This is a genomic window from Burkholderia aenigmatica (assembly GCF_902499175.1).
Classification (GTDB): Bacteria; Pseudomonadota; Gammaproteobacteria; order Burkholderiales; family Burkholderiaceae; genus Burkholderia; species Burkholderia aenigmatica.
In genome coordinates, this window is the sequence record NZ_CABVQC010000006.1 from 66,098 (window position 1) to 90,765 (window position 24,668).

The 24,668-nt window shown below is 66.4% G+C and carries 16 protein-coding genes; 5 read left to right on the top strand and 11 right to left on the bottom strand.

Going from position 1 to position 24,668, the window contains the following annotated elements; translation table 11 throughout:
• Positions 1-37: 37 nt before the first annotated feature.
• On the top strand, positions 38-949 hold the full coding sequence (locus BDO18943_RS06325) for a hypothetical protein (RefSeq protein WP_175021681.1): 912 nt from the start codon (positions 38-40) through the stop codon (positions 947-949).
• Positions 950-980: 31 nt separating this feature from the next.
• On the opposite strand, the gene BDO18943_RS06330 is transcribed toward BDO18943_RS06325, so the two are convergent.
• The 7 genes from BDO18943_RS06330 to BDO18943_RS06360 all read right to left on the bottom strand — a co-directional run bounded on the left by BDO18943_RS06330 (position 981) and on the right by BDO18943_RS06360 (position 14,230).
• Complete coding sequence (locus BDO18943_RS06330) at positions 981-2,300, bottom strand: hypothetical protein (protein ID WP_235995852.1); 1,320 nt, start codon at positions 2,298-2,300, stop codon at positions 981-983.
• A 23-nt stretch (positions 2,301-2,323) separates the two neighbouring features.
• On the bottom strand, positions 2,324-8,635 hold the full coding sequence (locus BDO18943_RS06335) for an AAA domain-containing protein (protein ID WP_175021771.1): 6,312 nt from the start codon (positions 8,633-8,635) through the stop codon (positions 2,324-2,326).
• Positions 8,636-8,652: 17 nt separating this feature from the next.
• Positions 8,653-9,297 carry a 4Fe-4S single cluster domain-containing protein gene (locus BDO18943_RS06340; protein WP_175021682.1) on the bottom strand — a complete coding sequence of 215 codons (645 nt, stop codon included), beginning with the start codon at positions 9,295-9,297 and terminating at the stop codon, positions 8,653-8,655.
• Positions 9,298-9,300: 3 nt separating this feature from the next.
• Positions 9,301-11,124 carry an AAA family ATPase gene (locus BDO18943_RS06345; RefSeq protein ID WP_175021683.1) on the bottom strand — a complete coding sequence of 608 codons (1,824 nt, stop codon included), beginning with the start codon at positions 11,122-11,124 and terminating at the stop codon, positions 9,301-9,303.
• A gap of 136 nt (positions 11,125-11,260) precedes the next feature.
• Positions 11,261-13,450: a DUF4132 domain-containing protein gene (locus BDO18943_RS06350; RefSeq protein ID WP_175021684.1), complete on the bottom strand. Its 2,190-nt coding sequence runs from the start codon at positions 13,448-13,450 to the stop codon at positions 11,261-11,263.
• 56 nt (positions 13,451-13,506) lie between these two features.
• Complete coding sequence (locus BDO18943_RS06355; RefSeq protein ID WP_175021685.1) at positions 13,507-13,656, bottom strand: hypothetical protein; 150 nt, start codon at positions 13,654-13,656, stop codon at positions 13,507-13,509.
• Positions 13,649-14,230: a helix-turn-helix domain-containing protein gene (locus tag BDO18943_RS06360; RefSeq protein WP_175021686.1), complete on the bottom strand. Its 582-nt coding sequence runs from the start codon at positions 14,228-14,230 to the stop codon at positions 13,649-13,651. The genes BDO18943_RS06355 and BDO18943_RS06360 overlap by 8 nt, the downstream gene beginning before the upstream one ends.
• Before the next feature lie 606 nt (positions 14,231-14,836).
• On the opposite strand from BDO18943_RS06360, the gene BDO18943_RS06365 reads away from it, so the two are divergent.
• The gene (locus BDO18943_RS06365; RefSeq protein ID WP_175021687.1) at positions 14,837-16,261 is read left to right on the top strand and encodes an aminotransferase-like domain-containing protein; all 1,425 of its coding nucleotides are present in this window, start codon (positions 14,837-14,839) and stop codon (positions 16,259-16,261) included.
• Positions 16,262-16,449: 188 nt separating this feature from the next.
• Here the strand turns inward: BDO18943_RS06365 and BDO18943_RS06370 are convergent, their stop codons facing one another.
• The 3 genes from BDO18943_RS06370 to BDO18943_RS06380 form a co-directional block, all read right to left on the bottom strand.
• Positions 16,450-17,328, bottom strand: a complete 879-nt coding sequence (locus BDO18943_RS06370; RefSeq protein ID WP_175021688.1) for a hypothetical protein — start codon at positions 17,326-17,328, stop codon at positions 16,450-16,452.
• 72 nt (positions 17,329-17,400) lie between these two features.
• Complete coding sequence (locus BDO18943_RS06375; protein ID WP_175021689.1) at positions 17,401-18,516, bottom strand: porin; 1,116 nt, start codon at positions 18,514-18,516, stop codon at positions 17,401-17,403.
• Between the two features lie 86 nt (positions 18,517-18,602).
• Entirely contained in the window at positions 18,603-20,114 is a 1,512-nt protein-coding gene (locus BDO18943_RS06380; protein WP_175021690.1) for a PTS transporter subunit EIIC, read from the bottom strand.
• Positions 20,115-20,467: 353 nt separating this feature from the next.
• Between BDO18943_RS06380 and murQ the strand changes: the two genes are divergently transcribed.
• The gene (murQ, locus tag BDO18943_RS06385) at positions 20,468-21,364 is read left to right on the top strand and encodes an N-acetylmuramic acid 6-phosphate etherase (RefSeq protein WP_175021691.1); all 897 of its coding nucleotides are present in this window, start codon (positions 20,468-20,470) and stop codon (positions 21,362-21,364) included.
• A 54-nt stretch (positions 21,365-21,418) separates the two neighbouring features.
• Positions 21,419-22,225, top strand: a complete 807-nt coding sequence (locus BDO18943_RS06390) for a GntR family transcriptional regulator (protein WP_175021692.1) — start codon at positions 21,419-21,421, stop codon at positions 22,223-22,225.
• 36 nt (positions 22,226-22,261) lie between these two features.
• Here BDO18943_RS06390 and BDO18943_RS06395 read toward each other — a convergent pair whose 3' ends face one another.
• The gene (locus BDO18943_RS06395; RefSeq protein ID WP_175021693.1) at positions 22,262-23,212 is read right to left on the bottom strand and encodes a LysR family transcriptional regulator; all 951 of its coding nucleotides are present in this window, start codon (positions 23,210-23,212) and stop codon (positions 22,262-22,264) included.
• Between the two features lie 133 nt (positions 23,213-23,345).
• Here BDO18943_RS06395 and BDO18943_RS06400 point away from each other — a divergent pair, with 133 nt between their 5' ends.
• Positions 23,346-24,647, top strand: a complete 1,302-nt coding sequence (locus tag BDO18943_RS06400) for an MFS transporter (RefSeq protein ID WP_175021694.1) — start codon at positions 23,346-23,348, stop codon at positions 24,645-24,647.
• Positions 24,648-24,668: the final 21 nt, after the last annotated feature.

Consider the following 24,668-nt stretch of genomic DNA (forward strand, 5'->3'; position numbering starts at 1 on the left):
TGTGCGCGACCATCGCGCGCCAGGCGGGAGCACAAGAATGAAGACATCCGGAGATCCGCGCCGCACGTGGCTGGCTCGCCGCGCGTGGCACGCGCTTGCTGCGGCCCTGTGCGTTGGCTGGAGCACGCTGTCGTTCGGCGCGGACGATGCGGCGACGTTGCTCGACCGTTACCGCAGCCTCGGCCCGCAACTGAAGGACAACGCGTTTCACCGGCCGCTGGTTCTCGAATCGGCGGAAGCGTCGTCGTCGCTGAAGGGCGACATCTACGCGGTGGTCGATTATCCGTACGCGGTCGTGAGCAGCCAGCTCGACGAGCCTGCGCAGGGCCCCGCGAACTGGTGCGCGGTGCTGATCCTGCACCTGAACACGAAGTATTGCCACGCGTCGAGCGGCAGCAACGGCCCGGTGCTCGACGTGAACCTCGGCCGCAAGATCCAGCAGAAGCTGTCGGACACCTATCGCGTGCAGTTCCGCTATCGCGTGGCGGCCGCGACACCCGACTATTTCCAGGTCGACCTGACCGCCGACAGCGGCCCGATGGGCACGAAGGATTACCGGATCGCGCTGGAGGCCGTGCCGGTCGGCGCGTCGCGCACGTTCCTGCATCTCACGTATTCGTATGGCTTCGGCACGGTCGGCCGCATGGCGATGAAGACCTACCTCGCGACCGTCGGCAGCGACAAGGTCGGCTTCACGACCGTCAGCGGCGCATCGGCCGCGCAGCCGCAGTACATCGGCGGCGTGCGCGGGCTGCTGGAGCGCAACACGATGCGCTACTACCTCGCGATCGACACGTATCTTGCGACGCTCGACAAGCCGCTCGACCAGCGCCTTGCGCGCTGGTTCGATGCGACCGAGCAGTATCCGCAGCAACTGCACGAGGTCGAGCGCGGCGCCTATCTGCAGATGAAAGCGCAGGAGGTGCAGCGGCAGCAGGCGGCGCGGTAGGCGGTGCGCGGAAAACGCTCTCCCGCACGACTTACTTCAGCGTGCGCGTCGCCGCTTCCGTGCCGGACGGTTGGTCGAGTTCGGCAACTACCTTGAGCGGTACCTCGCCCACCCCCATCGCACGTTCGATCAGCAAGTCGTCGCCATGTTGGGCCAGCAACGCCTGCAACCGGCCGAACTCGCCACACCAGAGCGTTTCGACATCCTTGTCGCGGGCAACGTCGCGATTCGCGACGAGGGAAACGGCCCGAACCTGCAGGCGGCCGGCTTGCGCCTGACCGCCGACTTCGACGCCATAATCCGGCAGCGAGGGTTTCTTGACGACGACCCGGCCGTCCTTCGCCCATGCGGTCGTCATGCCCTCATGCACTTCGTAGCCGAGTCGCGCCAGGCCATTCAGGATCGCGTTGCGCCGCGCCTCCGCTGCCTGTTGCTGCCGCACCTGCGCGATCAGGTCCTGCCCGGTTCGGGTCAACTCGGCCACGACGTCCGGTGACGTGGCGATATCGCACTGTCGAGCGCATTCGACAAAATTCGCCGCGTCTGCCGTGTGGCAAGCCCGAATCTCCGCCGTCAGTTCTTCCAGTGCCGCGATCGCCGCGCGACGTGCGCGAGCGGCCTCGATTGCACTCGACAGGTCGAGGATCAGGCTGTCGAGCAACAGGTGCTTGCGCGCGTCGTTCACCTCGTCTTCGAGCGCATCCAGTCTCGACGAGAATCCGGCAACGGCTTGCGGGTCCAGAAATACCCGTGCTTCTCCGATCTGTCGATCGAGACGGTCGATCGACGGATCGCGAGACGCCGCCCGTTGCGCGGCCTTCCAGGTCTCGAAGTCCGCCGACTGTTCGGCGGGCATCAGGCTATTCGCCAGCGCCCGTTGCGCATCGTTGAGTGTGCGTCCCGCAGCCGGCGTCAGAAGGGCGAACCCTTGCGCGAGCAGCGTATCGGCATGCTCGAGCAGATCGCCCGAGCGCAGGCGATCAAGCTGGCCATGAAGCTCAGCCGGTATCTCGATCCCTTTCGCTTCCAGCGCGCCGAGCAAGGTCGTCGCGCTGTACCGTCCTTGCCGCCGGCGTTTCTCTGCCTGCTCTGCCTGCTCGACGGCCACCTGTTGACGCCGGGCGAGATCCGCCTTCAGGAAAGCAATCTCGTCGGGCACTTTCTTCTGCAGCTCCATGAACGCGTCGGCGGCGATCAATGCGGCCAGCGCTTCACGTCGAGCCCGAGTTGCCGCGATCGCTTCGTCCGACAGCGCGCCGGTACGTCGGCCTTCGGCAATCCATGTGGCGATGGCCTGGTCGAGGCGCTGCAGATGTCCGTCGCAGATCGCGACGATTTCCTCGCGCGTCACGATCCGGACGACTTTCGGGCCGCTCATGCCATCACCTCCTGGTTCAGTGCCTGCGCGACGGCTGCCTTCAGGCGAGCCTTCTCTGTCTCCGGTGCGTGGTACCAGGCTTGCGACGAGACGCGATGCAGCGTCGGAATGGCGCGTCCCAGCACGGACGGCCGCCAGATTTCCCGGGCACGCGCATGTTCGAGCAGGGGATGACGTGGCGCATCGCATTCGATGCCGATCGCATAAAGACCGGTTTCCGGATCGGCGATCGCAAAATCAAGCCCGAAGGCATCGCCTTCCTGGGCGGGCACCGGTGACAGGCCGAGTCCCCTCAGATAAGCCTGCACATCTTCCGCGAAGCCGTCGACGACACCCGTCTGCTGCAACTTCGCATGCGCCCGTTCGCTGCTCATGCGGCCAAGCAATGCGCGGCCGGCGGGCAGTTCACCGTTCGACATCGCGCGTGCGTATTCCATATAACCCTGAAGATAATCGCGCGGAATCGCGGGCTTGCGCTGCGTCGTGAGCATGTCGGAGATCTCACGGATCGGCATCGACGTGATGAGCACGACTTTATGGCGCGCACGCGTCACGGCCACGTTGAGGCGCCGCTCGCCACCGCTTTGGCCCAGCACGCCAAACATGCGCCGGAAGGTGCCCTGGCCGTTGCGCCCGAAGGTCGTGGAGAAGACGATGATGTCGCGTTCGTCCCCCTGGACGTTCTCGACGTTCTTCACGAATACGGCCATGTCCTCACCGCGATCGGTTCGCTCGAGTTCCTCGCGATACGCGTCGCGGAATGCTTCATCCTCTTCCGCGCGCTGCTCCAGGCGCTCCAAGATGAGGTCGGCTTGCTTGCGGTTGAACGTGACCACGCCGACGGACGGGCGCTGTGCGTAAGGCTGTTGCCACAGTTGCGCCAGATAGGCGACCACGCGATCCGCTTCGTCGCTGTTGGTCTGCTGCGCGTAAAGACCATTCACCTGGACGAGTTCGAGCGGCTTCACCTCGCGCACCGTGGCATCCGGATGGCGGACCGGCACACTGAGGTTGTTCTCGTAGAACGCGGCGTTTGAATAGCCGATCAGCTCTCGATACGCCGAACGATAGTGGATCTGCAGCGTCGACACGGGCAGTGCGCTCCGTGCCAGTTGCAGCACGTCAGGGCAGTCCTTGATTTCGCGTCGGTTCCAGGTGTCCTCGAAGCGCTCGCGTTCGTCTTCCGTCGCGGCCTCGTCGGGTTGCTCGCCGTCGAAGATGTCCGTCTCGTCGCTATCCGCCCGGCTCGAAAAGAACGCCGTCGGCGGCATTTGCTTCTCGTCGCCGCTGACGATCGACAAGTTACCGCGGAACAGCGTCGGAATCGCGTATTCCACCGGCATCTGCGAGGCCTCGTCGTAGACGACGGAATCGAACAGCCCCGATTTCAGCGGCAGTACGCGGCTCGCGACGTCGGGGTTCATCAGCCACACCGGCCGCAGCGCCATCAGGCCCAGCCCCGTCCCGAGTTCGATGAATTCGCGCAGACGCCTGGAGCGCCGGCCGGTCAAACGCGTCACGTCCTCCCAATCGCGCGCCGAACCCAGTCGGCCGTGGTCGATGCCGTTGCGAAGCATCTCGCGGTTCAGGCGCCGCATTTCCCCGTCGGCGGCCGCGAGTGCTTCGATCTTGGCGGCCGTTTCGCTCTGGTCGAGCAGCAATTCGGGATGGTCCTGCTCCATGCGCCGCTTCCATCCGAGCCGCGCCTCGCGGTTGATCATGCGCCGCACGGCGTCGTCGAGGCGTTCAGGCGGCAGACGCGTCAGCGCGTCTTCGTGGTCGCGCATGATCGCAAACACGTCGAGTGCGTCGGCGGTGACATGCCGTGCCCGGGTGCGGAACTGCTGATAGGCGGCGAGCGTCGGCAACGCATCGCCGATTCGGTTCAACGGCGCCTGATAACTGATGTTGTCGGCAATGGTCTGCCGACAGGCGGTGACGAGTTCTGCCGAGAGCCATTCATCGAGCGGCCTCAGCGCCCGCAGACTATGCTGGCGCGCGCTGTGCCGCACGAACGCGGTCTCGAAACCGTCGAGCAACTGTTCGACGGGCGCCCGATCGCCGGTCATCACGGCCGAGTCGAATTCGTCGCCGCGTGGCGCGATCGCCAGATGCTGCGCGAGTTCGCGGATGTCCTCGAGCTGGCGCAGGCGGGTCAGGCAGGCATCGGCGAGCGTCGGCCCGCACGCGGGCTCGACCGTCTCGAGATGCAATGCCCGGCTGATCGTGTTCAATGTGTCGCGCAGCGGCCGCCAGGTTGTTTCGAGCCGGCTGGCGGCCAGCAGCTTGCGGAGCGTTTCGTCGGTCGCGGGCGCGCCGCAGCCGGTGACGAACTTCATCAGGCGGCCACGCCGCAGATACGTGACCGGGTTAAGGCGGCGCAAGAGAGACGGGGCGCGAGTCGCCAACGCCGCCTGGGCCTCGAGCTTGCGGAGCGCGGAATCCGGCAGGTGCGCGACGGCAGCCGACAGCACCGCATCGAAGCCGCTGGTCTCGACGGCCAACAGATCGCGATGCAGGGTGCCGAGCGCCGAGTAATACCGATGGCCTTCCGCATCGGCATGGTCGGCCGGTCGGAACAAGGGCAGCCATTGAGCCAGCCGCTTGCGTTGTGTCTCGTCCAGCGCGACGAGGCGGCCGGCGTTGGCATCGAGCCAGGCCCGATACGGGGCGGGGTCGTCGACGTCGAAGCGCGCGGGATGCGCGGCGAGCGTCTCGATGCGCAGGCGTTCCGCGTCGCGGAAATCCGCGAAGATTGCGTTGAACGCGTCGAGCGTGGCGGCATCGGTCGCAAACGACTTCAATTGCGCCAGCGGGCTGCCCTCGAACTTCGACGGCAGCCAGTAGCGGGCGAGCGGTGCGCAGTGTTCTTCCAGCGTGGTCAGTGCCGAAATATCGAGCGTGGCAAGCCGGGTACGCAACTGCGGCACGCTGACCGGCGGCGTGCCGGCTTCGAGCCGGATCAGTTCGCCGAGCAGCGCCCGATAGCTGAGGCCGGTCGATGCGTCGACGCGATGCAGCGCGGCATGCTGGCGATCGAGTTCGCCCTCGAGGGCCTCGATTCTCGCGGCCATGCGTTCACGCTGGCGTATCAAACCGGGGTCGAACGCGGCACCGCGAAAGATTCCATCCAGTTGTTCGCGGACGGCTCGAATCGTCGGCTCGCGGTCCTTGTTGACGTCGTTGAGCATCACGATGCGATCGCCCAGGCCTTCCGCGACGAGACGCTTGCGAACCACTTCCAGCGCGGCATGCTTCTGGCAGACGATCAGCAGGCTCCGGCCTTGTCCGATCGCGTCGGCGACCATGTTGACGATCGTCTGACTCTTGCCGGTGCCGGGCGGCCCTTCGACCAGCAGTCCGGGGCCCTGACGCGCCTGCAGGATGGCCGCTTCCTGCGACGGATCGCTTGCCACCGTCAGGAATCGGCCGAGCTCGGTCGACGTGGCCTCGGACGCGTCGTAGTCGGATTTGTCCTTGAGCCGCAGCATCGATTCGAGCGCCGTGCCGGAAGGCGACAATTGCTTGAGCTGGCGCAGATCCTCGCCGATGGCCTGGCCGGCGAAGTCGACGTGAAACAGCACGCCGGCGCAGGCGAGGCGCGTCGCGCCGGCGGGCACGTCGAGGGTCGGCAGCGGCAGCGCACCGAGTTTGCGGCTTTCCACGTCGGCCAGCAGGCCGAACGCATCGACCACGTCGGCTGCTTTCAACGCGGAACGTCCGAGCACCTCGTCGGCTGCGACACGCCATGCCTTGACGGCCTCGCGTCCCAGCAGGCCCTCGAGCGCCGGATTCAGGCGAACCTCCTCGCGCTCGCCGTCGAAAGCCATCGCCACCTGGCGTCGCGCGCCGAGCTCCATCAGCAGTTTGACCGGCCACAACAGGACGGGGGCGATGCGAGGGCGCGTCGTGCTGCGATGATCCTTGTAAAGCAGGAACGGGAAGCCGAGATAGAGGCCGTCGATGCCGGTATCCCGCTTGTAGAGCGAGGTCTGCCGGTACAGCGTGTTCAACCGGCCTTCGAGCGTTCCGCTTGCACCGAACACGGCCGGGTCCACCGGTACCGTCTGCACATTGCGCTGGAGCAGATGGTCGAGGAGCGCGGTGCTGGCGAATCGCTCGCCGTTCAGTTCGTGGAGATCGACCCGCCCCGTGGTCTTGCCGATGGTCATCCGTACCAGCGGACCGCGCAATACGGTCGTGGCGACTTTCTTCTCGAAGAAGTCGAGGATCTGCGACACGTATTGCTGCTTCTGCGGTTCCAGCCACTGCTCGGCGGGCACCGACAACAGAACGACGACTTCATGCAGGGGCAAGCGACGTTCCAGCCGGAACTGCTCCGCCCATTCATCGACGGTCGGGTTGCCGGTTCGCGCGAATCCGGCGATTCGGTCGTCGACGGCATGGAACAGGTCGACGCGCGGCAGCGCAAGCGCGATCCGGGCAGCCTGGCGATCGAAGACCAGAATCTGCTCTCGTTCCGCGAGGGCCGCCGCCTGGTCGAGGATCTCGTCGACCGGGCGAAACTGTGAAATGGCCGCGCTCAACAGAACGATCAGGTCTTCCTCGCTGAGGACGCGGCGTTCCGACAGCGACAGCAGACCGTGATGATCGGAATCCGGCAACAACAGGCGCCGTTCTTCCCATTGCGCGGCCAATTGGGCACGCGAGGTGGAAAGCAGCGCGATGCGCACCAGGTCTTCGTTCAGTTCGATGCCAAGATACGCAGCCCGGTGTCGTACTTCATCGGCTCGAGCGCGTAGCCTGGACAGCCAGCTTTCCGTGCCCAGCCGCTCCAGGAGCGTCGGCACCGGCCCGGTCACCAGGTCGTAACCTTCCAACGGGTTGTGCAGCAACCAGCCGGGCGTGACGATGTCGCCGCGCAGAATGAGCGGCATGTCGGGATTCAACAGCTTGAGCGCGATCATCAGGCGGCCATCGTCATCGACGCCGTCGAGTTGCGCAACCTGACGCAGGCCGGCCAGCACTTTCGCACCGGCACCGGCTTGTTCCGCCCATGTCAGGACAACGCCGCGATTCAGGTGATCGCGCGCCGCTTCCCAATTCTCGCGCTCCGCCGCGGCGAGCGCGAAGATCGCCGGCTTGCGATATTGGCGGGCGCCCAACGCGATGCTGGCGCCTTCGTCGCCATCGGCATCGATCGTCGCCGCCGACGGTGCATCGACCGGTTTGCCGTCCAGCCAGGCCTTGACTTGCGGCCATTGCCAGCGTTGATGTCGGTCACGCGCGAGCAGGCCTCGCAGCAACAGGTGAAGCGAGGGATCCAGATCGTCCGGTAACGTGACGCCGTTGGCCAGCACGTGAATCAGAAACGCGCGCGGATTGATGCCCTCGAAGCAGCGGCCGTCCGTCAACTGCTCGAGCAGGATCATGCCGAGGCTCCACCAGTCGGATGCCGCGGCGACACCGCCCGCAATGGCCTCGGGCGCCATATAGCGCGTCGTTTCGAGCGGCGAGACGATATCGAGATCGAATTCGGACAGCCGCGCCGAACCGAAGCCGCTGATGACGAGATCCAGCGGTTCGCGGCTGCGCACCAGCAGCGTGCCGGGCCGCAGGTCCCGATGCCGAAGCCCCACGTCCGAGAATGCCTGCAGGGCCTGGCCCAGTTCATCGACCACCCGGCGGATCGTCGCGCGATCGCGGACGGCCACACCGAGATCCGCCAGCGTCCCGCCGCTCATCTCCTCGGCGACTTCGTACGCACGTTGATCCCAGCGTCCGGTAGCGATGATCTCCGGCACGTGCTCGCGCGGCAGGCGGCGCACCACATCGTAGACCGCCGGGTCCGGTTCCGCGCCCGGTCGATACAGCGTCAGCACGGCCTGCCTGCCGGTCCCGTCCTGCTGGGCCACATAGCGTTCGCGCACGCCGTCCGTGCTGGAAATCTGGCGCAACAACCGCCAGCCGTCGATCCGCGTTTCTTCGACGGGCGGCGGCGCGTCCTCCGCCGAGCTGCCTGCAGGAGCCTCGTCGCCGGCGCCGAGCCGCTGCGCGTCGGCGGGCACGGCCGGATCCGCGCCGCATTCGAGGCACATGAGGTCGCCGTCGTTCATCGGATGGCCGTTCGTGCACGACAACGAGGGCGGCACGGAGGATCCGGGTGCGTCCGCAGCCACTTGCTGGCTGACCGTCTCGACCGTGACCACATCCTGGGGGCGCCAGCCGTTCGCCCGGATCGGTACGCCTGACAAGTCCCAGTTGCAAACGGCATCGCCGACCGTGCCGGCACAGTACCACTCGTCCACCGACCGCTCGGTTCGGCAATTCGGGCAAAAACGCATCATGGCTGACATTTCCTGTCTTATCTGTTTCTCGCCTTGTCGGCACTGATCCGGACGTGATGCCCCTGATCGGTCAATAGGTCTCTCAATCGATGAAAATCGTCCCGGCCCGGTATCCCCGCGAACCAGACGCTACCGTCCTCGTCGAACATGACGTCCAGGGCCTTGCCGGTGTGCCGCGGCGCGTGTTCGTACTGTGCAAAACGCGCGTGGCCGAGTGCCGTCAGGCAATGTAATCGCTGGTTGTCGCTGCCGCGCAGCGTGCGTGTCTGCGGCGCGTCGATGTCGAACGGATCGGAGATCAGCGCATCGATCAGGCCGTCGGCGCGTGCCAGCGTATCGTCCAGCGATTCGATCGGGTGGCCGCTGTAGACGAGGATGTCGCCTGCCGACAGTTGCCGCAGGCCATGCAGGAGCGCAATCAGCGCATCGGGCTGATCGAACGGCTCGCCGCCCGAGATCGTGATGCCGGTAGCGTCGGGCAGCCAGGTTCGGACCTGCGCCAACAGCGCATCGACGGTGGTTTCGCCCCCGGCGTGCGCCCAGGTATCCATCGAAATGCAGCCCGGGCATCGGATCGTGCAACCTTGAAACCAGATGCCGATCCGCTGCCCCGGCCCGAGTGTCGTCACGGGAAAGTGCAGGCGCGAAACACGGATGTCCATGGCCTACCGCTTTTGCAACTGGAACGAACCCGAGTCGATGCCCGAGATGACGAAGCGATCGCCGGCGGCCGCATCCTGATCGAACAGGCCGCGTGCCAGCGGGTTGAGCAGATGCGCTTCGATCTGGTTTCGGATGCCGCGGCCGCCATTGGATAGATCGCCGAGGCATCGCGCCTGGAGCGCGATCCTGGAGCTGGCGTCCAGGTCGACGGCGATACCCTGGGAGGCGACGTCGTCGAGCACGGCACGAACCATCTGCTCGAAGATCTCCGTCGCGACATCCTCGCGGATGAAGTCGAAGACGATGATGTTTTCGCCGATGCGGTTCAGGATTTCGGGCCGGTTCAGGACCAGCTTGAAATGCTGCTGGATTTCCCCGAGCACCTTCTTCTGGATGTCCGCAAAGTCGTTTCCCGGCTGGATATTCGCCACGCGCTGACCCGATTCGTCCTGGCGGTAAATGCCGAGGTTCGACGTGAAAACGATCAACGCTTCGGAAAAGTACACGCGGTCGCCGCGCCCTGACGTCAGCACGCCGTCATCGAGGATTTGCAGAAACTTGTCGAGAATGCGCGGATGCGCTTTTTCGATTTCGTCGAAGAGCACCACGCTGAACGGGCGTTCGCGAATCGCATTCGTCAATTCTCCGCCGACGTCGTAGCCGACGTAGCCGGGCGGCGCGCCGATGAGGCGCTGGTCGGCATGTTCCGCGCTGAATTCCGACATGTCGAAGCGGATGTACGCGCTTTCGTCACCGAACAGCAGGCTCGTGATCGTCTTGGCGAGTTCGGTTTTCCCGACGCCGGTCGGGCCGGCGAGGAATGCGACACCGCGCGGCCGGTTGCCTTTCCGCTGAGAACCCACCCCCGTCATCGCGCGCTTGACGAGGTCGAGCATGTGCGTGACTGCGTGCGTTTGCCCTTTGACGCGGCGGCGAATGAACGCGTCGGCGTGACGGATCTTGTCGCGGTCGATTTGCTGCCACGGATCCTCGGTGACGCCCACTTTATAACGCCGCACGGCGTCGGCAATTTTATCGAGGGGCACCTGCTCGACGCGGGCGAGCGTGGCGATCGCGTTCATGTCGGCGAGCAGCAATCCCTCGGAACCGTCGACGAACGCGGACGCCGCGTCGGCAAGATGGTCCGGCGTAGCGCTCTGGGCACCGGGTACGCCGCGCAGCAATGCACCGGCCAACGCGCGACGGGCGGCACTGTCGGGTTTCGACACGGGAATATGCCGGATGCGCGGATTGTCGATCAGCAACCAGTCCGGCAGATCGCCTTCCTTGTCGACGATCCAGATCACGGTATTGAAAAACGGACGTCGCAGTTCTCCCGCGGGGCGGGGGGCCGCCATATGCGCCAGCACCAGTGCGCGCGTGAACAGCGTGTGCTCGGCCGGGTTCAGCGTTTCGGCGCGAATCGCCAGTCGCGAAGCAAAATCGACGACGAGGGCAATCGGCGGGCCGGGCAGCGCGACCAGGCGTTCAACGCATGCGGTGAGCGCATCGATGCCGCCCGGCGCCGTGCCGTCGACCGGTGTCAGGCCGAGACGTCGCAGGGTTTCATCGGCAGGCTCCGTGGGCGACACCCGGCTGTCGGGCACCGTGAAGCCGGAAATCGGATTCCAGACGACGAGCTGCGCATAGCCCGCCTCGCGGAGATTGTCGCCGAGTGTATTCACCAGCGACTGCGCGGTCACCACTTCGGGGGCAACTTCACAGGCCTGTAAATCGCGGACGTTTCCCGACAGCACGAACTGGCTTTTCAACGGGAGGAAACGCAGCAGATCCCGTAACCATCTGGGTTTGACGTAGGCAGGCATGTCGTGATGGCGCGCAAAGAAAGCGAAAGCAAAACGTTATCACAGCCACTCGACCGATATATACCGAATGAATAGGGCTGCCGGAAACGACTCGATTTATTGATAGGCGCCGGGAAATGAATTTCGACGGCCCTATTCATTTTCCGGTTGCGCCCAGCAGCCCCGCGACGACGTCGACGATCCGCTGCAGCAACGCTTCGTCATAAGGCAGCCACGGCACCGCGCGCAGCGGCGACGGCGGCGGCTCGATCGCGGGTTCGACGGGTGCGCCGTCGCGCGTCACGCGCCCGGTCGCGCAATGTACCGACCACGCGCCGACCCGCACGTGGCGTTCGTCGAGCGTCATCCGGCCTTGCGCGATCGGTTCGGCGAACACGAGCGCGAGCACCTGCTTGCGATGCCGCGCCATCGTGCCGAGCGGCAAGCCGGACAGCCCGTGCAGGCGCTGTTCGCGCTCGTTCCGCGCGGCGCGCTGGCGCACCGGGTCCGCCAGCGTGTCGGCCGCGCGCGTTGCTTCGTCGTCGAGCGCAAATGCGGCGACGCTGACAAGCAGGTCGACCGCGCGCGCCACTTCCGAGAACACGACGGGATCGATTTCGCCGATCGGCGCGGCGATCCAGCGCCGCTCGCGCCTGCGCTCGACGTGCAGCCGGCCCGACGTGCCCTGGCCGTCCGTGCCGGGAAAGAGCCGCGCGGCGACGCTGAAGGTCGCGCGCACGTCGCCGAACTCGCGCGCGAGGCCGTCGTCGTACGCGCGGATCGACCAGCCTTCGCGGCGTGCGACGCCGATCAGCGGGCGGCTTGCGAGGACATGACCTTCGAACATCGCGGAATGACTGGCCGCGGCGTCTTCGTCGGCTGGCACGTAGAACTCGCGGAACGCCTGCCGAACGGGTTGCCGGATCGCACGGCCGACGATCGCGCGCTGCCACGCGAGCCGCTCGTCCGCATCGGCCAGCAGCGGATGCCAGAGCCGGATCTCGCTGTCGGCGTCGAGTTCGCACGCCGCGCCGGCGGCGTCGCGCAGCACGACCTTGCCTTTCGCGACGTCGGGCATGAACGAGACCGTCGCGCCGTCGCGCGCGCGTGCCTGCCAGATCATGCAGGTCGAGAACGCGGCGCCGGCCGGCGCATCGACGAGGCGCTCGCGCCATTCGGCATGGCCCAGCGTCATCGACTGCCAGAAACCCGCTTCCATGCAGGTGGCGAGCATCGTGAGCTGCTTCTTGTCGGGTTTCGCGTCGAGCGTCATGCGCAGCGCCGTGTGCGGCCGCTCGCCGAGCGCGCGTTCGGCGGGCTTCAGGTTGCGTGCGAGCTTCTTCTGCACGCCCGCGTGACGTACGGTGGCCAGCGCATCGCGCAGCGCACGCAGGCTCTCGGGTGTCGGGATCGTCTCGACCGCATGGCCGAGCGCGATTGCAAGCGATTGCGACGGCGCGGTTTTCGCGGCGGTCGGCGCGACGCACACGCCGGTCAGCAGCGGCCCGATCAGCGGGGGTAGCCACGGGGCGTCGCGATAGGCCGCGACGCGCGCCGCGCGCGCGACGACCTGCGCGTCGTCGGTCGTAAACGCGCGATCGGCCTGATAGGGGACTTCGCCCGCGTGAATCGCGGCGACGTGCCGCGCGGCTTCGGTCAGCGTGTCGCGCGCGAAGTCGACGTAAGCGGGCTCCTCCGCGAGCGTGGCGGCCGGATCGTCGGCATTGAACCACAGCCGCTTCGGCGCGAAATAACCGTCGTTCGTCTCGGCCAGCGCGAGCAGCGCGGCCGGCCCGAGTTCGGGCAGCACGTCGAGCTCGCGCACGCGCGCCGGTGAATCGGCATTCAACTGCGCATACGCGTCGCGCAAGGCCGTGATGTCGCGCCGGCCGGCGAACGAGAGGAGGGCATATTTTCCGTACGCGGAGAGTCTTTGCAGGCCGTCGTTCTGCGGTTCGTCGAGGATGCGCACGAGTTCGGCCTGCAGTGCGGGCGCGGGCAGCGCGTCGAGACACGACAGTTCCTGCAACGCGCGCCGCCACGCGCCGGCCGGAATGTCGCGGAACAGTTCGAGCGCGGCCTCGGCATCGACGAGCGGCGCGAGATCGAGCGCGTCGATCTGCGCGCGCAGCCAGCGCGCGAATGTGGCGCGCGGATCGTCGTAGGCGTAGTCGTGCTGCGCGACGCGTTCCTCGGTGCGGCGCAGCGCGGGCCACACCGCGCCGAGCGCATGCGCGTCGAGCGTCGACAGGTCGGGCGGCGCACCGGTGAAGCGCGGGTGGTCGGCGGTGCCGGTCAGCCGCTCGACGAGCTGGGCGACGACAGGCGGGTGGACGGATTCGGTCATGATGTTGGGTGGCCCTCGCGTGGCGGCATCGGATCGGCGTCGGTGGTGTCGTGGCGTCAGCGCGGCCGCAGCCGCTCGACCCTCTCGTGGATGACGATAGGGGGGATCGCGCGCAGCAGGTGCATCTCGCCGCCGAGCGTCGCTGTGAGTTCGGGGCGGGCAGTCTTCATCGCGTCGATGGCGGCGACGAGGGTGCGCTCAGTCATGCGACGCCTCCTCGCCGGCGGGGCGCGCGTGGTCGGGCACAGCTTCACCGGCGTCTGCCAGCACGCGGCGCGCGATCTCGATTGCGCGGGCCGCAGCCTGGCGGCCGGCGTCGGTCATCCTGATCCGCGGGCGGCGCGTGTCGTCCGTACCCGCGCCGGACGCTTCGACAGGCGACAGCACGAGACGCGCGGCCGCGAGCATGCGCGCGGCCGCACGAGCGGGCGGCGCGGTTTCGGCGGCCGGGGCCGTGCGCGCGGCGTCCGCGCGCAGCAGCAGGCGCTCGGCCACGCGTCGTGCACGAACGCCGGCCCGATGGCTCGCGCGCGCCGACTGGCGCTCGAGCAGTTCTTCGCTGGCGTCGGGAATGTCGACGACGACCTGCACGCCGAGCCCCTGCAGGATCTGGAACACCTTGCCCCACTGAATGGTGTCCGCGCCGCGCTCGGCCTTGACCATGAACGACTCGCTGACGCCGACGCTGCCGGCCGCGTCGTCCTGGCGTAGTTGCTGCACTTTCCGCGCGGCGCGGATCACGCCGCCGATGTCGGATGCCTGTTCGATCGTGTATCGCATGGTTGAGCCCCGCCACCGTTGCCGGCGTGGCAGGATGAAAACTGTAAGGTCGAACAGTATTGCATCTCGATGGAAGCATTCAAGAGAAAACCGTTCGCTCGACGAGTTTGGGCTCGTTGGCGACGGTGTCGAAAGAAAAACTGTTAGATCGAACAGTTTCATTTCCGAATTGCCGGCAACGTGTACCGACCGTCCCGCGGCCGCAGGGCGCATTCGCGGTTCGTGGTCGTGCCTTCCCTGAAAGCCACGCGCTCCGTCCGGCGCCGCTGCGCGCGATTCGCCGCCATCGCGGCCCATTCATAAGACGTACAGTTTTCCTGTCGTGCGCGATTCGCGCCGAACTGTACTCTTGTTCGCGTGATCGATGTGTGTACTCGTCGCAAACTGTTCTGCTCTTAAGATTCCATCATCAAGTGCACAGTGCCGCAGATCCAGTCGTACCGGAACGCTGTCGGCGCATCTTCAAGAGAGAGCCAGTGCGATGGAAAAGGCAAAACCGGAGGGAAAGATCAGGAATCACGACGGCCCGGTCGGCGGGCGAAACACGTGCGTATCGGACGCATGCGGTCGGGCGACACGGCTGCGCAAGCCGGCGGGAGGCGCGCGATGAAACTCTATGAAAAACTCGCGGACGACATCGAGCGCCTGATCCGCCAGGGCGTGTACCGGCACGGCGACCGGATTCCGTCGGTGCGGCAGGCCAGCCAGCAGCACCGGATCAGCATCACGACCGTGCTGCATGCGTACCTGCTGCTCGAGAGCCGCGGGCTGCTGGAAAGCCGGCCGCAGTCGGGCTATTTCGTGAACCTGCGGCGCGACGACAGCCATGCGCCGGTACGCGAGCTGCGGCCGTCGAAACCGATCGCGATCTCGTCGTCGGTCGACGTGAGCCGGCTCGTGCTGTCGACGCTGCGCTCGATCGGTACCGACGACGCGGTGCCGCTCGGCTCGCCGTATCCGGATCCGAGCCTGTTCCCGTTCGAGAAGCTGAACCGCTACGCGTATGCGGCCGGCCGCGACAAATCGCTGTGGGGCGTGACGGACGGGCTGCCGCCCGGCCATCCGCGGCTGATCCGGCAGATCGCGCGCCGTTACCTGGAAAACGGGATGTCGGTCGACCCGAACGAGATCATCGTGACGGTCGGCGCGACGGAGGCGATCAACCTGTGCCTGCAGGCCGTTGCGAAGCCCGGTGACACGATCGCGGTGGAATCGCCGACGTTCTACGCGATGCTGCACGCGATCGAGCGGATGGGGATGAAGGCGATCGAGGTGGCCACGCACCCGGAATACGGGATCGATATCGCGGCGCTGGCCGCGATCGCGAAGTCGCAGCCGATCGCGGCATGCATGGTGATGCCGAACTTCCAGAACCCGCTCGGCTTCCAGATGCCCGACGAGCGCAAGCGCGAGCTGGTCGAGTTCGCCACGAAGGCCGGGATGCCGCTGATCGAGAACGGCGTGTACAACGAACTGTATTTCGGCGACGCGCATCCGAGTTCGCTGAAGTCCTACGATCGCAGCGGGATCGTGCTGCATTGCTCGTCGTTTTCGAAGAGCCTGACGGCCGCGTACCGGATCGGCTGGGCGCTGCCGGGCCGCTATCGCGACCAGGTCGAGAAGCTGAAATTCCTGAACACGCTCGCGACGCCGTCGCTGCCGCAGCTCGCGATCGCGGAGTTTCTCGAACGCGACGGCTACGAGCATCACCTGCGGCGTCTGCGCAAGGCGTATGCGCAGCAGGCGAACCTGATGCGCGCGATGGTGTCGCGGTTCTTTCCGGAGGGCACGCGCATCTCGAGCCCGGCGGGCGGATACGTGCTGTGGGTCGAGCTGCCCGCGCAGGTCGATGCGATGCGGCTGTACCAGCTCGCGCTGGAGCAGGGGATCACGATCGGGCCCGGCTACATGTTCTCGATCACGGACAGCTACCGGAACTTCATCCGGCTCAACTACAGCAGCCCGTGGTCGCCGGAGATCGAGCAGGCGGTGATCGCGGTCGGGAAGCTGGCGGCGGCGTGCATGCGGTAGACGGGGGCGGGCGATGCCTGCGCTTCAAAGACGGAGCCGGACTTGTGCCGGCTTTGTTATGTGCGCCCAGCATGGGCGCACTCCTGCGGGTGCAAGTCCCGCCATAAGCTTGACGGATGGCCGCGCCGTCCCGGCACACAGGACCGAACCGGCTCCCGCCGCGCACGGCCGGCCGGGATATCCGTCGATCAGAGACTGTCCAGGAACGCCTGCGTGACTGCCACCCACGGGCCGTTCCCGTCGTTATTCGCATCGTATTCGACTGCGGGATTCTGGCCGCCCCAGATGATCAGGCCGGCCGCGGCGGTGCTGCGGATCGTGTTCAACATGCTCTGCCACGTTGACGCCGGGATCAGCGTCGTGTTCTGGTCGTAGTACTGCGGCCAGATGTACGGAAAGACCGGGTGCGTGCCGGTGCTGCTCTGGCGATCGATCGTTCCGGTCGTGGCGAGGTCTGCATTGAGCTGTGCGGCCCATGCCGCGCCCGTATACGGCGACGTGCCGTTGGCCTTCACGTATTCGCTCGGGAAGTACGCGGTTCGGCCGTTGTTGAGATCCATCAACTGCGCGATGTCGCGATAGGCGCTGGCGGAATCCACCGCGCTGATGTTGGCCGCGTTCGCGAGCCCGTACCACCCGAGCACGCGATTGGGGCGAATCGCCTGGGTCCATTGTTGAAGTTGCTTGAGGATCGCGAACCGGTTGGCGATCGTCGCCGTGCTGCCGGTCAGGTACAGCTTTTCGCAGTCGAGCACGAGATAGCCGGCCGAGTCGGCCGGCGTCGGATCGTACGTATTGACCAGCGCCTCCCAGTCGCTTTGCGACGGCAGTTTCACCTTGCCCGTCGATGCGTCGTACGTGAGCGGCTGGCAGTAGCGGGCCGGGATGAAGTTGGTCTTGATCGAGCCGTGCCCGAGTGAGACATCGGCGTATGCGGTGTTGTCGAGCACCGTAAACGACGACGCGGCATCGACGTCGCGGGGATGGACGAACGCAAGCGCGATCAGCGCGGCCGTGCCGACGATGGCGGTGCGCGATGCACGCGGGCGGAGGGATACGGATGGCATGGTTCGACTCCTGGTTGGCAAAGTGGAAAGGCGTGGCGGGCGGCGCATGGACTGCGCGCGCCGGCCACGCGGCTAGAACACCGTCTCGATGCCGGCATAGACGCCGGTTTGTCCATGACCCGGTGCGGGGTTCGTGCCCCAGCCGGCGTTCATCGGCCCCAGCCCCGGGCTCTGCGGATTGACGCCGAAATTGGCGTTGGCACTGTTGAACACGTGCGCGGCCATGCTGTACAGGAAGGTCCGCTTCGACAGGTCGTACATGCAGCCGACGCCGACCATCGTCACGCGCGATTCGCCGTCGTGATCGGCGGTCCACTTGCCGGGGCCGACCTTCATCGTGTAGGCCGCACCCTGCAGGTGGAGGAAGGGGTTCACGTCGTATGTGAGGCCGGCCCACCAGAGGTCGGCGCGGTCGGACAGCCCCGCCGGCGTATCGGGCGCGGAGTAGTGCGTGTAGGCGGCCTGCACGCGAAACGGGCCGAACCGGTCGCGCACGCCGACGAACAGCTCGCGCGAATAGCTGAACAGGTTGTTCTCGATGCCCTGCGCGTTGCGGATCTCGTCCCAGACCACCCGCACCTGGAAATCGCCGTGCGTGTAGGCGCCGCTGAAGCCGTCCGCGCGCCCGGCCTTGCCCGCATTGCCCGGATCGCCCGCGTTGAAGTTCGTCGGGCTGTTGCCCAGGTTCAGCTCCGCGTCGAACGAGAAGCCGTGCAGATCGGGCGACAGGTAGCGGATGCCGTTGGAGAGGCGGGAGCCGTTCCGGTACGCGACGAACGATTGCGCGCCGAAGTTTTCTTCGAGCAACGGGTCGTATTCCCATACGTAGTTGTTGAGCATGGGCCCCTGGCCGAACCGGATCGTGCCGTAGGTGTCGTTCTTCAGCCCGACCCAGGCCGCGCGCTGGAAGATCAGCCCGGCGACGAGCGAGCCGGTCGGCGTGAACGCCGACTCGAGCCAGAACAGCGCGTGATTGCCGTTTCCCAGGTCTTCCGTACCCTTCAGGCCGATGATGTTGACGCCCCAGTCGCTGCCTTGCGACCAGCGGGACGCGGGCCCGTGCGGTGTCTGCACGCCGCTCGTGTACTGGACGTCGCCGCCGAGGCGTCCCCACAGCAGGACGTTCGATTGCGCATGCGCGAGGGTCGTCACGAGGCACGCGACCGCGAAGGCGATTCCGCTTTTCATTTATTTAGCTATCCATATTGAACAGAGCGATAAAGAGACGGCTGCCCCCCGGCACGACCGCCTTTCCGCCATGCCGCCGGGTGCGCTCAGCGCGGCTGTTGCACCGGCAGCGGCCCGTCGGCGCGCGGTTCCGCGCGGTGCGAAGCGGGGCGAACGAACTGCCGGCGCTGATCCTGCGTCAGCCCGAAGCACCACGTGAGCACGAAGGCCGATGCATAGGCCGTCGCCGTCGCGAGGCAGTAGACCGCGATGCTGCTGCCCAGCCCCATCGGCCCCGTGACGAGCGGGATCAGCATCAGGTTGGCGGGGCCGATCGTGGTCGCGCCCACGAAATCGCCGTGGCTCGCGAAGTACCCGAGCACGAGCGCGCCGATGCCGCCGCCGATCGACGACGTGACGAGCGGGCGCCCGAGCGGCAGCGTGACGCTGTACAGCAGCGGTTCGGAGACGCCCAGCATGCAGGTCGGCAGCGTGTCGCGGATCCGCTGCTTCAGGCCCGCGTCGTTCACGCGGAAATAGAGCGCGAAGGCCGCACCGGCCTGCCCGCAGCCGGACATCGCGAGGATCGGGAACAGCGCGGTGAAGCCGTATTGCGCGATGAGCTGCGCATGAATCGGGATCAGCGCCTGATGCAGCCCGAACATCAGGAGGCCCACGAACGACGCGGCGAGGACGAACGCGGCCGGCATGCCGCCGACATTCAGCAGGAGCGTGGTGAGCTTGCTGACGCCGTTCGTCAGCACGTCGGCCACCGGCATCAGCACGAACAGCGTCGCGACGCCCGCGACGAGCAGCGACACCGTCGGCGTCACCAGCGTCTCGATCGCAGACGGCACACGCGTGCGCAGCTTGCGCTCGACCAGTGCGACCAGCACGCCGGCCAGTAGCGCGCCCATCAGCCCGCCCTGGCCGGGCCGCAGCACGATCTCGCCGAGCAGCGGCAACGTGAACGCGGGAAGCTTGGCCAGCGCCGGGACGATCATCACGCTGGCGGCGGCGCCCCCGAGGCTCGGCGTGCCGTCGAATTCGCGCGCCGCATTCATGCCGACCTGGATGACCAGGAACGCGAAGAACGCCGTGCCGATCGTCGAGGCGACGGTCGCGAGAAAGGTCAAGTCGCTCGCGCTGTCGGGCGGCGAATGCCGAGCCCAGAGCAGCAGCAGGCCGCCGAGCGCATTGATCAGCCCCGCGCCGACCAGCGCGGGAATCAGCGGTGTGAAGATCGCGGCGATGCGGCGCAGGAAGCCACGCACCGCGCGGTTGCCGCGCTTGGCGGGCGCGGCCTGCGTCGCAGCCGGCGCATCGTCCTGCGCGCGTGCGTCGCTGGCATCGGGATCGCTCGATGCCTGTGCGAACGCGCTCCATACCTGCTTGACCGCGCCGGGGCCGATCACCACCTGCAGCGGATTGCCGGTCACCACGCCCAGCACGCCGGGCAGTTGCCGCAGCGCGGCCGGATCGGCGAGCGCGGGATCGACGAGATTGACGCGCAGTCGCGTCATGCAATGCGTGTGATTGCGCACGTTCCGCGCGCCGCCGATCGCAACGAGAATCGCGCGGGCCAGTGTCCCGAACCGCTCTGTCGTGTCCGCCGCCATGCTTGCTCCTGTGAAATACCGAACCGCCCCGGTCCCGAGGCGGATACGTTGAACTGTCGATGGATTGGAACGTACCAATTCATATAATGGTTGGCAATAGGTAGTTTTTTAGAAGTTGTCCAGGGATCGGATGGATAGCTTTTCAGTTCCGGAGATAACAGGGGCAGAGTTGCGTCATGACGCGTTATTTCATTGGAATGTGCTTGTTATCAATGGCTTGCCGGTGATCTGTTGCGGGTGGCGGCGAAGTTGGCGGCTTCCTTGATGCGACATCCGATGAATCGGTGATTTACAACCAATGCCATACCAATTATGATCGAACCCACTTCTCACCCAACCTGTGGAGTGCCCCCATGCCGCTGGACCGTTTGATCACCGAGCAGCCCAACGTCTTCAGCGCCAACCTCGATCAGCTCAGCATCGAAGAAGGCGTGGCGTTGATGAATCGCGAGGATGCGTTCATCGCGCCGTGCGTGGCGCGCGCGTTGCCGTCCATCGCGGCGGGGGTGCGGGCGGTCGCGCAGGCACTCCGCGCGGGCGGCCGGCTGGTCTATATCGGTGCCGGCAACAGTGGGCGGATCGGCTATCTCGATGCGCTGGAATGCCAGCCGACCTTCGGCATGTCGCCGCAGGAAGTCGTGGGCATCGTCGCGGGCGGCTTCGTCGGGGTGTCCGAGGGCATCGAGGATTCCGCGGAAAGAGGGCAGGCGGACCTGGAGGGCATCGCGCTGCGGCGCGAGGACGTCGTGGTCGGGCTGAGCGCGAGCGGCCGCACGCCCTATGTGATCGGCGCGCTTCGCCATGCGCGGCAGATCGGCTGCCGTACGGTCTCGGTGGCCTGCAATGGCGGGAGCGAGGTCGGCGCGGTGGCCGATATCGCGATCGAAGTGGACTGCGGCCCGGAGATCCTGGCCGGGTCCACGCGCCTGAAGGCCGGGACCGTCCAGAAGATGGTCTGTAACATGCTGTCGACGCTGTCGATGGTCGCGCTCGGCAAGACCTATGGCAATCTGATGGTCGACCTGCAGGTGCACAATCACAAGCTGCAGTTGCGGGCGCAATCGATCGTCGCGCAAGCGGCGGGTGTCGCGCCGGACGTCGCGGCGCGCACGCTGGCGGAAGCGGGCAACCGCCCGCGGATCGCGATACTGATGCTGTTGGCCGGTTTGAGCTGCAGCGAAGCCGAGGCGTTGTCCGTCGAGCATGGCGGATCGATTCATCACGCGCTGCAGTCGCGCAAGCCGTCCTGATGCCGTGCATCGCACCGTGTCGCCTGTTCAATCCTGACCATTTCTAGTGTATCGATGACGGAACGCCGCCTGGATGACCTTCTTTCGCCCGACTCGCAACCCGACGCGCACCTGTTCGGCGCGTTGCAGGTCGCCGAGTTGCATGCGCCGTCGTCGAGCGGCGCGAGAATGCCGATCGCGTCGCGACTCGCGCGGATGCTGCGCGCGCTGATCGTCGACGGCACGATGAAGACCGGGGAGAGCTTTCCGCCGGAGCGGGAACTGGCCGCCCAGTTGCAGGTGTCGCGCGACACCGTGCGACGCGCGATCGAGGAGCTGATCCGCCAGGGGCTCGTCGAGGCGCGGCAGGGCGCGGGGACGTTCGTCTCCGCGCGCGTCGAGCAACCGTTGACCGAGATCACCAGTTTCTCGGACGACATGCTCCGTCGCGGCTTCCGTCCGGGATCGCACTGGGTCAAGCGCGAATTGCGCCGCCCGACACCGGAGGAATCGCTCGCGCTGGGGCTCGCGCCGGATTCGGTCGTCATGCATCTGGAGCGCGTCAGAACGGCGGATGACGTGCCGATGGCCGTCGAGCGCGCGGTGCTGGCCGCCGATCTGCTCGGCGGCAACCTGGAATTCGGCGATTCACTTTACGGGGCGTTGAATGCCGCCGGCATTTGCCCGGTCAAGGCGCTCCAGCGGCTGCGTGCGGAGCTGGCATCCGGGCTGGATGCCGAGTTGCTCGGCATTCGCCGCGGCGATCCGGTGCTGCATATCGAGCGCCGGTCGTTTTCGGTCGAGGGGCGGCCGCTCGAACTGACGCGATCGTTCTACCGTGGCGATCGTTACGACTACCTCGCCGTGATGGGAAAGGCGTGATTGCCTGAGCGGTCGATCCGGTTTCCCGCTCCCCGGTCAGCCGGTCTCCGGCAGCCAGATCCCGGCCGGCTGCCGGCCGCGGATGTCCTGACGCCCCAGCTTGGTTCGCAGTCGCATCACGACATCGCGTGCCGTCGCGGTCAATAGATCCTCGCTGGGATATGCGAGGTACATGCCAAGGCGCGGCGTGCCGCCGCGCAGTTTCAACTGCTTCAGCTTGCCTTCGCGAAAGCGCGGCTCAAGCAGCGGCAACGCGGGTGTCGTCCAGATCGACACGGCCGGCATGCGCAGCGACAGCTCGCCGTAGAGATTCATCGACGAGCAGCGGATCATCCGCTTCGGCAACGGCATCCCGTATGCGTTGAACAAGGTGACGACGAAGCTCGACGGGTCGTCCGTCGAGTCGAGCACGAGCCACGGCAGCTCGTGCAACTGCTCGATCGTCAACGACGTCGGCCCGCCGTAGGAACCCGAAATCGTCAGCAACGTATCGAGCTCGTAAAGCCGCTGCCATTCGAACGACGTCGTCTGCGGATCGCTGTATTGCGTGAACAGCCCGACGTCGACGGTGCCGTCGCGCAACCCTTCGACGATCTGTTCCGCGCGCCACTCGAGTACGTGCAGTTTCGCGTCCGGGCGATTCGCGGCGAAGTCGGTCAGCGTCTCCGCGAGCGCCCGGCTCGACGCCGGCGGCGTCATCGCGAGCGTCAACTGCCCGTTCAACGCGCCGCGGATCGCCTCGACGTCCTCGATGATCCGGTGAACCTCGCGGTGAATCGCACGCGCACGCTTGAGCACGCCGACCGCATACGGCGTCAGGGTCGCGCCGCGCGCGGAACGCACGAGCAGCGGAATGCCCAGCTCGCCCTCCAGCTCCCGGATCGAACGGCTGACCGCCGGCTGCGTGACGAACAGCCGGCGCGCGGCTTCCTGCAGGCTGCCCAGCTCGGCGACCGCCTGCAGCGCTTCCAGTTGTCTCAGTTTCATGGTGCCGGCGCTTGTGTCTGGTTATAAGAAAACATCATAGGCCTAAAAAAATTTGTTTTGTCCGGGAATTTCTGTCCGGGAATGATGCGATGACAGGCGAATCGTGCCGATCCGCACAGTGAGGATTTTCCCGATGCAAAACTCCACCCTCGATCGAGCGGTCGATGCCGCACCGCGTACGCTGAATGCCACGGCGACCCGCAAGCTGATCGTCGCGACGTCGCTCGGCAACGGACTCGAAATCTTCGATTTCACCGTGTTCAGCTTTTTTGCCGCACACATCGGTGCCGCGTTCTTTCCGTCGCACGATCCGCTGACCTCGCTGCTGCTCGCGGTCGGTACCTTCGGCGCCGGCTTTTTCGCGCGTCCGCTCGGCGCGCTGCTGATCGGCAGCCATGCCGACCGCGTCGGGCGCCGTGCGGCGATGACGATGACGATCTGGCTGATGGCGATCGGTACCTGTGCGATCGCGCTGTCGCCGACGTATGCGCAGATCGGCGTGGCCGCACCGCTGATCGTGCTCGCGGGCCGGTTGCTGCAGGGCTTTTCGGCGGGCGGCGAAGTCGGCGCGTCGACCACGCTGCTGATGGAGTCCGGCCAGGCGAGCCGCCGCGGCTACATGATCAGCTGGCAAATGACGAGCCAGGGCATCGCCGCGGCCACGGGTGCGGTGGTCGGCCTGATCCTGACGCGCACGCTGCCGGCGGATGCGGTCGCGAGCTGGGGCTGGCGTGTGCCGTTCCTGATCGGGCTGCTGATCGCGCCCGTCGGCTACTACATTCGCCGGCATTTGCCGGATCACCATGCGCGGGACGGCGTGGAAAGGGTCCAGAGCCCGCTGCGCGAGTTGTTCACGAACCATGTCCGCGCGTTCGTCGTCTCGACGTTGATGATCATCAGCGGCACCGTGTCGATGTACACGCTCGTCTACTTCATGCCGAACTACCTGTCGCGCGTGATGCACCTGCCGGCGACGCTCGGGTTCTCGGCGGCGCTGCTCGGGTCGATCATGATCGTGATCGTGTCGCCGGTCGCGGGCGTGATCGCGGATCGTGCGATGCGCCGCAAGCCGCTCGCGATCGTGCTCGGCGTGATCGGCGCGAGCTGTACGCTTCCCGCGTTCTGGCTGCTCACGCATACGACCGCGCCCGGCATCGTGCTGGGCGTGATCGCGTTGATGGTCGCGCTGATGATCCTCGGCACGGGCAACGGGATGCTGATGATCATGGAAGCGTTCCCGGCATCGGTGCGCGCGAGTGGTTTTGCGAGTACGTATGCGACCGGCGTCACGCTGTTCGGCGGCACCGCGCAGTTCGTCGTGACCGCACTGGTCGCGCGGACCGGTCACCCCTTTTCGGCGGGGTGGTACGTGTTTGCCGCGAATATCGTCAGCCTGCTCGCCGTCTGTGCATACCGCGCGGCGAAGCGCGCGTGAGCGATGCCGTTCCCCCTTCTT

What these genes read in the sequence shown, in the direction of transcription:
- BDO18943_RS06355 (WP_175021685.1), bottom strand. Translation starts at nt 13,656, where the DNA reads ATGACTGAGCGCACCCTCGTCGCCGCCATCGACGCGATGAAGACTGCC.
- BDO18943_RS06350 (WP_175021684.1), bottom strand. Translation starts at nt 13,450, where the DNA reads ATGACCGAATCCGTCCACCCGCCTGTCGTCGCCCAGCTCGTCGAGCGG.
- BDO18943_RS06345 (WP_175021683.1), bottom strand. Translation starts at nt 11,124, where the DNA reads ATGCCTGCCTACGTCAAACCCAGATGGTTACGGGATCTGCTGCGTTTC.
- BDO18943_RS06400 (WP_175021694.1), top strand. Translation starts at nt 23,346, where the DNA reads ATGCAAAACTCCACCCTCGATCGAGCGGTCGATGCCGCACCGCGTACG.
- BDO18943_RS06390 (WP_175021692.1), top strand. Translation starts at nt 21,419, where the DNA reads ATGACGGAACGCCGCCTGGATGACCTTCTTTCGCCCGACTCGCAACCC.
- BDO18943_RS06395 (WP_175021693.1), bottom strand. Translation starts at nt 23,212, where the DNA reads ATGAAACTGAGACAACTGGAAGCGCTGCAGGCGGTCGCCGAGCTGGGC.
- BDO18943_RS06365 (WP_175021687.1), top strand. Translation starts at nt 14,837, where the DNA reads ATGAAACTCTATGAAAAACTCGCGGACGACATCGAGCGCCTGATCCGC.
- BDO18943_RS06375 (WP_175021689.1), bottom strand. Translation starts at nt 18,516, where the DNA reads ATGAAAAGCGGAATCGCCTTCGCGGTCGCGTGCCTCGTGACGACCCTC.
- BDO18943_RS06370 (WP_175021688.1), bottom strand. Translation starts at nt 17,328, where the DNA reads ATGCCATCCGTATCCCTCCGCCCGCGTGCATCGCGCACCGCCATCGTC.
- BDO18943_RS06325 (WP_175021681.1), top strand. Translation starts at nt 38, where the DNA reads ATGAAGACATCCGGAGATCCGCGCCGCACGTGGCTGGCTCGCCGCGCG.
- murQ (WP_175021691.1), top strand. Translation starts at nt 20,468, where the DNA reads ATGCCGCTGGACCGTTTGATCACCGAGCAGCCCAACGTCTTCAGCGCC.
- BDO18943_RS06360 (WP_175021686.1), bottom strand. Translation starts at nt 14,230, where the DNA reads ATGCGATACACGATCGAACAGGCATCCGACATCGGCGGCGTGATCCGC.
- BDO18943_RS06340 (WP_175021682.1), bottom strand. Translation starts at nt 9,297, where the DNA reads ATGGACATCCGTGTTTCGCGCCTGCACTTTCCCGTGACGACACTCGGG.
- BDO18943_RS06335 (WP_175021771.1), bottom strand. Translation starts at nt 8,635, where the DNA reads ATGATGCGTTTTTGCCCGAATTGCCGAACCGAGCGGTCGGTGGACGAG.
- BDO18943_RS06380 (WP_175021690.1), bottom strand. Translation starts at nt 20,114, where the DNA reads ATGGCGGCGGACACGACAGAGCGGTTCGGGACACTGGCCCGCGCGATT.